The sequence below is a fragment of the Polyangium sp. 15x6 genome (genome assembly GCF_029960785.1).
Classification (GTDB): Bacteria; Myxococcota_A; Polyangia; order Polyangiales; family Polyangiaceae; genus Polyangium.
Window position 1 is genome coordinate 96,106 of record NZ_JASBQE010000039.1, and the last position, 10,381, is coordinate 106,486.

The window sequence follows — 10,381 nt, forward strand, 5'->3', positions numbered from 1 at the left end:
CTAGGCTTTCGCCGGATGATCCACCGCGTCGACGAACGGCTCCGGCAGGAGGCGCGCCGCTTTCGCCTCGTGTTCACGTGCGGCGACTGCGCGCAGTACGATCCGGAAGGCGATCGTTGCTCGCTCGGCTACCCGCACGTGATGCACCAAGAGCCCGACCTCGACGCGCGTGACGAGGTCGTCTTCTGCAAGGCCTTCGAGCTCCGTTGACCAAGTCCTCGCACTCGCCTTCGTTACGGCGCCTCGCCGAGCGCACCGTTCGCGATGAAGCGCTCTTCGATCGCGGCGATCGCGTGCTCGTCGCCTGCTCGGGCGGCCCCGACTCGACGGCGCTCCTGCACGTGCTCGCGCTGCTCCGACGCACGATCGGCCACGAGGTGATCGGGCACGGCGTCGACCATGGATTGCGCCCCGAAGCGACGAACGAGCTCGCGCTCGCGGCCGAGCTCGCGGACAAGCTCGGTGTTCCTTTCGAGGTGACGCGCATCGAGGTCGAGCCCGGGGGAAACCTCCAGGCGCGGGCGCGTGAAGCGCGTCATCGGGCGTTGCAGGACGCTGCAGCGCGGCGTGGCGCCGCCGTGATCGCCACGGGGCACACGGCCGACGACAAGGCCGAGACCGTGCTCCTGCGCCTGTTACGCGGCGCGGGCCCGCGTGGTCTCGCCGTGCTCGAACCCCGCGCGCCTGCGCCCGTGCCGCCGAGCAGCGGTGAAGCCCCGCGCGACCTCGTGCGACCGCTCGTCCGCGCGCGCCGCTCCGACGTCCTGCTCCACCTCGATCGCCACGCGATCGCCCATGCCCGCGACCCTTCGAACCTCGACCCTCGCTTCACGCGCGTCCGGGTACGCCGCGAGCTGATCCCGCTCTTGGAAGAGCTTTCACCGCGGATCATCGACCATCTCTGTGCCCTCGCGGACATGCTGCACGACGTCTGTCCAGTGGAGGACCCGATGAGCGGGCTCGGCCGGGCACAACGGACGACGATCGAGCGAGCGCAGAAGAAAGGCGCTCGGATTGTGAAGATTCGTATGAAGGGGGGGCGGGAGCTCGACGTGACCTTCCCAGCGGGGAAGATCGTCCTTAACGAAAAGAAATGATCGAACCGCGTCCTTCCCGAATGGACGGCGCGGCTTGGCTTCCATCGACGGGCATGCCACCGCGTGGCATGCTGGTGCAAAGAAGCGTTACATTTGGACGCAGTCTGCTCGTCCCGAGGAGATCGGGCCGGGCAACCCGAGGATCCTCGTGAAGCAATCGCACAAGACGCTCCTGCTTTGGGTCCTGCTGATCATGATGTTCCTCGTGATCTGGCAGTTCCTGAGCCCAGATCGCCCGCCCGCAACGCAGGTCTCGTTCAGCGAGTTCATGAGCCAGGTTCGGGCCGATCGAGAGAAGGACCCGCACGTCGACTCCGTCTCGATCAAGGATCGTGAATACACGTTCTGGGTGAAGGACCCGAAGAGCAACTCGAAGGTCAAAAAGGTCACGATCGGCCCGGACAACGCCGACGAGATCACGAAGACGCTGGTCGACAACAAGGTCGCCGTCACCTTCGAGAAGGAGGACGCCTCGCCGTTCTGGTCGGGCGCGCTCGTGACCATCCTGCCGATGGTCTTCCTCCTCGTCATGTTTTACCTGTTCATGCGGCAGCTCCAGGCGGGCGGCGGCAAGGCGATGAGCTTCGGCAAATCGCGCGCGCGGCTGCTCTCGGAATCGCAGAACAAGGTGACGTTCGCCGACGTCGCCGGCATCGACGAGGCGAAGGACGAGCTCGAAGAGATCATCGCCTTCCTCAAGGATCCGAAGAAGTTCCAGAAGCTCGGCGGCCGCATCCCCAAGGGCGTGCTCATGATGGGCCCGCCCGGCACGGGCAAGACGCTGCTCGCGAAGGCGATCGCCGGCGAGGCGGGCGTGCCGTTCTTCTCGATCTCGGGCTCGGACTTCGTCGAGATGTTCGTGGGCGTCGGCGCGAGCCGCGTGCGCGATCTCTTCGAGCAGGGCAAGAAGCACGCGCCCTGCATCATCTTCATCGACGAGATCGACGCCGTCGGCCGGCACCGCGGCGCGGGCCTCGGCGGCGGGCACGACGAGCGCGAGCAGACGTTGAACCAGTTGCTCGTCGAGATGGACGGCTTCGAGTCGAACGACGGCGTGATCATCATCGCCGCGACGAACCGGCCGGACGTCCTCGACCCCGCGATCCTGCGGCCCGGCCGCTTCGATCGCCGCATCGTGGTGAACCGCCCCGACGTGCGCGGCCGCGAGGGCATCCTCCGCGTGCACACGAAGAAGGTGCCGCTCGGTCCGGACGTCGACCTCGACATCATCGCCCGCGGTACGCCCGGGTTCGTCGGGGCCGATCTCGAGAACCTCGTCAACGAGGCCGCGCTGCTCGCCGCCCGTCAGGACAAGGACCTCGTCTCGATGGTCGACTTCGAGATGGCCAAGGACAAGGTCCTCATGGGCACCGAGCGCCGCAGCATGGTGATCAGCGAGGAGGAGCGAAAGACGACGGCGTGGCACGAGGCCGGCCACGCGCTCGTGGCGAAGCTGCTCGAGAAGAACGCCGACCCCGTGCACAAGGTGACGATCATCCCGCGCGGCCCGGCGCTCGGCATCACGCAGCAGCTGCCCAAGGAAGACCGCCTGAGCATGTCGCGTGACTTCGCGAAGGCGCGCCTGGCGGTGCTGATGGGCGGCCGCGTCGCCGAGGAGATCGTGTTCGGCCAGTTCACGACGGGCGCGGGCAACGACATCAAGCAAGCGTCGAACCTCGCCCGCCGCATGGTGACCGAGTTCGGCATGAGCGACGTCATCGGCCCGATCTCGTACGCCGCGAACGAGGAGAGCGTGTTCCTCGGCCGCGACTTCACGAGCCAGCGACGTGACTACTCGGAGACGGTCGCCAACCAGATCGACGACGAGGTCCGCAAGTTCGTGTTCGACGGCCACGCCGAGGCGCGCCGCCTGCTCGAGGAGCACCGCGAGGCGCTCGACAAGCTGGCGAACGCGCTGCTCGAGCGCGAGACGCTCGACGCCGAGGAGGTCGACGCGATCGTGGCCGGGCGCGAGCTGCCCGAGCGGCAGAAGGTCGTCATCCCGACCTACGCCGACCGCGAGCGCGCCGCGAAGGAGAAGCGTCGCGCCGCGAGCATCTTCGGCGCGCCGAAGCCCGCTCCGAGCACGTGAGAAGCAGGGCGATCCCGGCCCTCGTCGCCGCGGCGTTCGCCCTGCCCGTCCCCTCTCCGCTCTCCGAAGCTCCCCTCCCTTCCCCACGCAAAAGCACCGCCTCCGTGATCGAAGCGGCGGCGGTGCCTGCTCCATCGAGCAATCCGAGCGCCGCCGATCCCGCGGCGAACGCCGCTCCCGCGAAGAAGACGCTCGCGACGATCGTGCACGGTCACACGCAAGAGACGCTCGCGCTCACCGAGGACGAGCCCACGATCGAGCGCTTCTCCACGTTCCTCGCGGATCACGGTTACGAGCAGGAGACGCGCATCGATCCGCGGCTGCTCGATCTCCTTCGTACGATCGCGAAGAAACATGAGGGCGCGCGGATCGAGATCGTGAGCGGCTACCGGAGCCCCAAGCGCAACGAGGTGATGCGCAAGAAGGGCCGGCACGTGGCGTCGCACAGCCAGCACACGCTCGGCATGGCGATCGATTTCCGCGTCGACGGGCTCACCGTGCCGAAGCTCGCCGCCGAGATCCTGCAGGCGAAGTGGCAAGGCGGGCTCGGCACCTACGCGGGGAGGCGCGACAGGTTCGTGCACGTCGACACGGGGCCGAAGCGGCGCTGGAGCGGGTTCTAGGGCGCGCGCAGCACGGCCTGGAGATAGGCGAAGTGCTGCATCTCGGGGCGGCCGCGGCTCGATGCTTCGAGGATGTTCTGCGCGCCCTCGCCGGTCAGGAAGAGGCCGTAGGAGGCCTCGATCGCGAGCGGATCCCAGACGCGCAGGCCGAAGGTCGCGTCGATCTGGTGGCCGAGGATGTGCGATTCGTTCGTGGCCGAGGCGCCGATCGGGATCAACGACGCGCTCGTCCAGCGGCCCTTCGGATCGGCGAGACCGACGAAGCGATAGCCGAGGTTCACCGAGAACGCGTCGGCCGGGCGCGCCGCGATGTCCGCGCCGGCCTCGATGAGGTTCGACCACGCGTAGAGGCCCATGCGGCCGTGCATCGGGCGCTCCTCGGGGAGGATCGGATCGAAGCGCGTCTGCACGGCGAGCGGGTCGGTGCTGCCATTGTCGCCCGAAGCGTACGCGCCCGCCGCGCCGAACGTGAGGTGCCAGGGGAGCGCCGTCTCCCACGTGACGCGCGCGGCGCCCGCGAAGGCGCGGAGATCACGGTTCGCGCCGAAGCTCGAGATGCGGCCGAGCTCGTACGCGCCTTCGACGGCGTACCGCACGCCGCGGTAGTCGCCCGAGAAACGCGCGTCGAACACGTACGTGTCGCTCGGCGTGAGATCGAGCGCGGCCGGCGGTCGGACGATCCGCGCGAGCGCCGTGACGTCGATCGCGAGCAGCGGGAAGATGCGGAAGACCGCGTGCGCGCCGTAGAGCTGGCTGCCCGTCTGCGGATGGACCGTCGTGGGCACCGGCGTACCCGTGCTGCCCGCCGATCCCGAGCCGGTCGTCCCGCCCGCCGCCCCGAGGCCACCGAGGCTGCCGAGCGGCGAGGTGCCGATGAGCGCCGCGAGCAGCTCGACGTCGATGTTCTTCCACGACAAACCGAGCCGCGCGGCGTCGAGCGATCGCGGCCGTTGCGTGAAATCGCTCTCGCCGAGGAGGCGCCCGTCGCCCCACACGACGCGCTGTCGGCCGAGGCGGAACCACACGCGGCGGTTCTTGCGGTGCACGTCGAGGTACGCCTCGAAGAGGCCGAGGCCCGTGCCGAGCTGGCTACTTTGCAGCACGCCGGTCCCCGTCGATCCCGCGATCGGCCGCGCGTCCTGCAGCACGATCGCCGCCGTCACCGGGCCGCGATCCACCGCGAGCCCGAGCCGCGCGCGGCTCGTCGCGGCCCACTGCGACGAGTAGATCGGCGTCATGTAGGTCGGCGCGTCGAAGCGCGGCGGCAGGTTCGTTCCGTACGCATCTTCGAGCACGGCCCCGCGCGTGAAATTCACGCCGCCGATGTCGAACGGATCGGTGCGGAACTCGCCGCGCACGCGGAGCTCGAACGACGGGCGGAAGGTGAAGGACCCGACGGGGATCGACTCGGGCAGGGGCGTCGCCTGCGCCTCTGCGGAGGGGCTCGCGAGCGAGAGCGCGAGCGCGGCCGCCGCGGCGAATACGGAAGGATTCGGTCTCGTCATGTCAGGGCTCGAAATCGTCGCTCGGCTTGGGCTTCGGCGCCGGCGATGCTCCCGCGGGCGCGCCGCCGCCACCACCACCGCCGGGCCGTGGGCGCGGCGTCTTGCCGGTGAACTTCGCGAGCGCCGTGTCGGCCGCGCCGGTCTCCAGCGCCATCGCCAGGCCCACGACGAACGACGACGCGAGCCCCGCCTCCGTCGTCGCGCGCCCGCGCAGATCGGCGAGCACGACCCGCGCGCCCTCGAGCTCGCGCGGAGCGTCGCCCGACTTCGCCGCGGGCGTCGTGGAGAGCTCCGTTCGTTTCGTGTCGAGGAAGCGCGCGCGCTGCTCGAGATCGCCCATGCGCCGCGCCACGTCGAGCGACGCCTTCACCGATTGCTCCACGGCCTTCGCGAGCGCCTCGGGATCCTCGCTCGACTTGCCGCGTTTCTGCACGAGCACGATGAGCTTCGCGTCAGGCGTGAGCTCGAGGTGCAGCGCCGTGCCCGCCTCGTCGAGCGTCTTCGCCTTCTTCGCGGCCGCCTCCAGCGCGGCGCTCGCTTCCGCCGTCTCCGCGAGGCCGAGGGTCTTCATGAGCTCGGCGCGCGCGGCCTTGCGATCACCCTCGGCGCGATCGACCTCGCTGCGCAGCGCGACGACGGACTTGAAGAAGTCGTCGAGCGCGGGCTCCTTCGTGGTGATCGCCTTGCCTTGCTCGATCTGCGACAGCGAGGGCCCGCAAGCAGGGAGCGAGGACAGGCTCGCCGCCACGACGAAGGCCCACGCGAACGATCGCCTCGACGACAGTCTCATCCGCACTGGAGCACGCCTCCCCAAAGCTCGTAACTCGACTTGCCCCTCTGGAGGAAGACCGTGGTCACGTACGCGCCGGCCACGGCGGCCATGCCCTGCCCGAAGTTGCCCGCGGGCGGCGAGAGCGCGATCGGATCGCCCACGGGCACGAAGTCCGGGCCGAGCGTCTGCGCACGCACGGCGCGCGCGCCCGACGATCCCTCGGTCCAGACGAGCACCCATCGACCATCGGGCAAACCCGCGATCCCGGGCGCGAACGCGTCGCCGCCGGGGCCTCCGGCCGGCAGCTCGATCACCTGGGTCGACGACGGGATCGACCCGGCCGGCGCATGGCCGAGCCGGATCTTCCACGGGCTCTCCTCGTTCTCGCGATCGGCGAAGAGGATCGCGACCTCGCGGCCGTTCCATCCGCTCATGGGCTTACCGACCTGACCGCCGGATCCCACGACCTTCACGAGCTCGCCGATGGGCTTGCGATCCGGGCCGATGAAGCCGCCCATGACGGCGCCGTCGCGACGGAACGAGAGCGCGTAGCCCTTGTCGTCGGCGACGACCACGCGCGCGGCGTCGAGCGGCTCCGATCCCGCGATCGGCCAGAGCGCCTGCGGCGCGGCGTCGACACGATCGGCCGTCGCGAGGTTGCCTTCGGCGACGCCCAGGAAAAACGGCGTGGACGCGGGCACCTGCACGAGCGACTTCAGCGCGCCCGACGAGTCCTTCGCGGCGACGAAGTAGCCCTTGTCGGTGCCGGTCGGCGCGACGCGATCGATCTCGCCGCTGACCTTCTCGACGAACCCTTCGTTCACCTGACCGCTCGACGGCGTGACCTCGATGCCGACGGCCTCGTCCGAGCTCTTCGCGTAGCCGATCGAGACGTTGCCCGAGGGGAGCGGCAAGAGCTCGAAGGGGATCTTGTTCGAGACGACGGGCGCCCAGCGCACGGGCTGCTTCGCCACCCAGCAAGGCTTCGGCGGTTGCGGCAAGGCGTCGCGGATCTCGCGGACCGTGTTCGCCAGGACCGAGCGCGCGCCGCCGCCGGCCACCGTCGGCTTGACCGAGCAACGACCCACGAAGAACGCCGAGATCACCATCATCACGAGCAAGCCGCTGCTCGTGGCGATCACCTTCAGCGGCAGCGTGCTCGGCGCTTGCTCGGGTTTGACCGCGCGCAGGCCCTCCGACGTCGCGTCGAGCGCGGCACGTTCACGCGGCGCCTCCGCGTACGTGTACGGCGGGTTCGGCGCCGCGGGAGCGCGCTCTTCGACCGCCGACGGCAAGGTCCTCACCTCGTCGGACGCACCCCTCGCGGACGCTTCTTTTTCGGGCAGCGGCGCGGTCGAGGGATCGACGAGCAGAGAATCGATCCGGATCGTCCGCGTGACCTCGTGCGGCAGCTTCACCGCGCCGGCCATCGACGGACCGGTGTACCCGCCGGACGCGGCGGCGTACGCGCCCGTGGTGAAGTCGGGCGGCAAGATCGCGGTCGTGCTCGGCTCGCGTGGAGGCGGCGCCGGGGGCAACTCGTCGACGCGGGAGGGCGCCGTCACGGGCGCGAGCTCGGGCGACGGCGCGAGCTCGGGCGGCGTGACGAGGGGCGGCGGCGGCTCGGTCGGGGCAAGCGGCGGACCCGCCGCCGCGGCGGGTGGATCGGCCGGAGGTTCTGCGGCCGGAGGCTCGACCGGCGCGGCAGGCGGCGGCGTGCTCGGCGGGAGTTTCGCCGTCGACGTGGTCGACGTGCCCGGAGCCGCGCCGGCGCGTGGCACCGGGGCAGGCTTGAGCAGCGCCGACGGCTTCAGGATCGCCGAGGGCTTGTCCGCGCCCTTGTCCGCGATCGGCCGCGGGATCGTCGGCGACACCGCGGGCTTCGCGGCTGGCTCCGTCGTGGGCTTCGTGAGGATCTTCGACGGCGCGCGCATCGGGCTCGGGCCCACCGTCGAGTACTCGGACGTCTTGGGGCCGAGGGGCTTCGGCGCAGGGCCGATCGACGTGTTCTCCGCGCCGCCTGCCTTCCCGCGCGAGCCCTCGGCGGGCTTGGCGGGCGCGGCGATCGGCGGCGGCGGGTTCGATCGAGGCGTCGCGGCGGGCGGCTTCGCGGGGCTCTCCGCCGCGCGAGGTGCGACCATCGCGGGCTTCGGCAGCGCTGCGGCCGTGGTCTCTTTCGGCGGCTTCGCGGCGGGCGGGGCGAGATCACCGACGTTCGTCGTCTCGTCGTCGTTGACGTCGCCCCAGAGCTCGTCGATCGCGTTCGCGCTCGTCGGCGGGGGCTTCGGGGCTGGTTCGGCGACGGGAGGCGGCAGAGGGCCCACGGGCGGGGGCGGTCGAACGACGGCCGGCGGCTCGGGCGATGCGGTCGGGCCTCGGGGCACGGCGGCTTCGAACGCCGCTCCGCCGTACTCGGGCCGCAGCGTGATCGGCGCGGCGCCCGGGGGTACGGCTTCCGTGCCTGCGCCCGAGGGCACCACGATCGGCACGCCCTGGGCGCCCTTCTGCGGCGCGGCCGGGCCCGTGATCCCGAGCAGCGTGCCCATCTGGCCGCGCTTCTCGGGCAGCGGCCCGCCGAAGCGAGGCGGCGCGACCGCGGCTGGCTCGTGCTGCGGCGCGATCGGCTCCTGCGCGGTGGGCGTGACGTCGGCGAACTCGGCCACCGTGAAGGCGGGGACCCACGCCTCCATGCCCTCGCGCCAGACGAGGACGGACGACGGAAGCACGCGGGTCGCGATGGCTTCCCGCAGCTCGTCGGTTCGCACGAGCCGCTGCACGCCTTGCTCGTCGGTCCAGCGCCACTCGTCGCGGCCGGTCAAGCGGGCCTCCGCGTGGAGCAGGTCGTGCGCAGATCGTGTTCGTGTCGGGCGAGCACCTCGCCGCGAATCGTACAGCGACCCCCGCGACGTTGCGCAGAATTTCGTTCGCCCTCACGCAACTCTGGGTCGTTGGCTTCGATGTTCGGGCATGTCCCTCTCGCGTCCCTTCGTTCTCGCGTTCCTGGCCGCACGCGCGATCGCCCGCGCCCTGCTCGACACCCTCAGCCCTCCGGCCTGCGCGGCCTGCGATGCGCCCGTGCGCCGCGACCGTGTCTTTTGCCCGCCGTGCGCGGCGACCGTCCTCCGAACCGCGAACACGCCCGGCGAGCCGCTCGCGTTCGCGACGTTCGGAGGCGCCATCGCGGCCGCGCTCAGGCGGTTCAAGTACGGGGAGCGGCCCGATCTCGGGCGCCCGCTCGGCCATCTCCTGCGCGGGCTCGTGCGGGAGGATGCGCCCGTCGTGGACCTCGTGATCCCCGTACCGCTACATCCGCGAAGGCTCGCGGAGCGCGGGTACAACCAGGCGGCGCTGCTCGCGCACGCGGCTTCGGACGAGCTCGGCGTGCCTCTCGCAGCGCGCGCGCTGGTGCGGCTTCGGGACACGCCGCAGCAGGCGACGCTCGGGCGCGTCGAGCGACTCGCGAACGTCACGCGGGCCTTCGTCGTGCGATCCCCTCGAGCCGTACAAGGACGCAGGGTGCTCCTCGTCGACGACGTCGCCACCACGGGATCCACGCTCTCGGCCTGCCGCGACGCGCTCGTCGAGGCGGGCGCGCGCGACGTGATCGCGTTGTGCCTCGCCCGCGCCGGCGAGCCTTCCCCCGCGAATCCCGCTGCCTAGCGCTTCTTCTTCCGCGGCACTTGCAGCGGCGGCTTGCCAGGAACGACCTCGATCCGCAGCGAATCCTGGCAAGGCACGAGCACCGTCTCTCCTGCCGAGAGCCACTCCGGATAGCGCCCTTCGGCCGAGCTCGACACGCGCACGAACTTGCTGCCGCACGGCGCCTGGAACGTCTCGTTCGTGCGGCCGAGCTTCTTTCCGCTCACGTACACGTTTCCCTCCGAGGGAAACACCACCGTCAAGAGCCCGTATCCCGCGGGAGGCGCGGAGGGCGCCGTGGACGGCGGCACGGCGGCGGAGTCGGACGGCTGGGTCTCGGGCGTCGCGAGCGGAGACTTGGCCGAGGTCGACGCCGAGGCGCCGGCGTTCGGATTCGCGTCCGGATCCGAGCCGCCCGTGAACATCACGACGGCCCCCGCGGTGATCAACGCGACCGCGCCACCGGCGATCGCGAGCGCAAGCGGCGGCGGTCGCTTCTTCCGGCTGGCGGGTTGCGCCGGCGCGAGCGCGGGCTCCGCAGCGGGTGCGGCAGGGGGCGCGGAGGCGGAGACGGCCCCCGGCGCGGGCGGCGCCGCCGGCGTCCCGAACCGAGGCAACCCGGGAGGCGCGCCCATCGGCGGCGCCACGGGCGG

General features: G+C 71.1%; 8 protein-coding genes and 1 pseudogene. 5 read left to right on the forward strand and 4 right to left on the reverse strand.

Translation table 11 applies throughout. The annotated features are described in order from the left end of the window. Window positions 1–15: 15 nt before the first annotated feature. From QHF83_RS26960 to QHF83_RS26975, 4 genes are all read left to right on the forward strand, one after another. On the forward strand, window positions 16–210 hold the full coding sequence (locus QHF83_RS26960; protein ID WP_282420822.1) for a hypothetical protein: 195 nt from the start codon (window positions 16–18) through the stop codon (window positions 208–210). Further along, window positions 207–1,097 carry a tRNA lysidine(34) synthetase TilS gene (tilS, locus tag QHF83_RS26965; protein ID WP_282420823.1) on the forward strand — a complete coding sequence of 297 codons (891 nt, stop codon included), beginning with the start codon at window positions 207–209 and terminating at the stop codon, window positions 1,095–1,097. The genes QHF83_RS26960 and tilS overlap by 4 nt, the downstream gene beginning before the upstream one ends. 148 nt (window positions 1,098–1,245) lie before the next feature. Beyond that, entirely contained in the window at window positions 1,246–3,189 is a 1,944-nt protein-coding gene (ftsH, locus tag QHF83_RS26970; RefSeq protein ID WP_281320697.1) for an ATP-dependent zinc metalloprotease FtsH, read from the forward strand. A 104-nt stretch (window positions 3,190–3,293) separates the two neighbouring features. Further along, on the forward strand, window positions 3,294–3,812 hold the full coding sequence (locus QHF83_RS26975; RefSeq protein WP_282420824.1) for a DUF882 domain-containing protein: 519 nt from the start codon (window positions 3,294–3,296) through the stop codon (window positions 3,810–3,812). Here the strand turns inward: QHF83_RS26975 and QHF83_RS26980 are convergent. The 3 genes from QHF83_RS26980 to QHF83_RS26990 are packed head-to-tail and all read right to left on the reverse strand — an operon-like array spanning window position 3,809 to window position 8,908. Then, window positions 3,809–5,317 carry an alginate export family protein gene (locus tag QHF83_RS26980; protein WP_282420825.1) on the reverse strand — a complete coding sequence of 503 codons (1,509 nt, stop codon included), beginning with the start codon at window positions 5,315–5,317 and terminating at the stop codon, window positions 3,809–3,811. The two genes, QHF83_RS26975 and QHF83_RS26980, sit on opposite strands and share 4 nt — an antisense overlap. A gap of 1 nt (window position 5,318) precedes the next feature. After that, window positions 5,319–6,107: a hypothetical protein gene (locus QHF83_RS26985; protein WP_282420826.1), complete on the reverse strand. Its 789-nt coding sequence runs from the start codon at window positions 6,105–6,107 to the stop codon at window positions 5,319–5,321. After that, entirely contained in the window at window positions 6,104–8,908 is a 2,805-nt protein-coding gene (locus tag QHF83_RS26990; RefSeq protein WP_282420827.1) for a GYF domain-containing protein, read from the reverse strand. The genes QHF83_RS26985 and QHF83_RS26990 overlap by 4 nt, the downstream gene beginning before the upstream one ends. Window positions 8,909–9,056: 148 nt before the next feature. Here QHF83_RS26990 and QHF83_RS26995 point away from each other — a divergent pair, with 148 nt between their 5' ends. Beyond that, window positions 9,057–9,749, forward strand: coding sequence for a ComF family protein (locus tag QHF83_RS26995; RefSeq protein ID WP_282420828.1), 693 nt, complete (start codon window positions 9,057–9,059; stop codon window positions 9,747–9,749). On the opposite strand, the pseudogene QHF83_RS27000 reads toward QHF83_RS26995, so the two are convergent. Next, window positions 9,746–10,381 (reverse strand): annotated as a pseudogene (locus QHF83_RS27000) (hypothetical protein); the annotation flags it as partial. The gene QHF83_RS26995 and the pseudogene QHF83_RS27000 overlap by 4 nt on opposite strands.

Excerpts from the sequence above, each read along its gene's own strand:
- QHF83_RS26960 (WP_282420822.1), top strand. The coding sequence starts at position 16 with ATGATCCACCGCGTCGACGAACGGCTCCGGCAGGAGGCGCGCCGCTTT.
- QHF83_RS26980 (WP_282420825.1), bottom strand. The coding sequence starts at position 5,317 with ATGACGAGACCGAATCCTTCCGTATTCGCCGCGGCGGCCGCGCTCGCG.
- QHF83_RS26985 (WP_282420826.1), bottom strand. The coding sequence starts at position 6,107 with ATGAGACTGTCGTCGAGGCGATCGTTCGCGTGGGCCTTCGTCGTGGCG.
- QHF83_RS26995 (WP_282420828.1), top strand. The coding sequence starts at position 9,057 with ATGTCCCTCTCGCGTCCCTTCGTTCTCGCGTTCCTGGCCGCACGCGCG.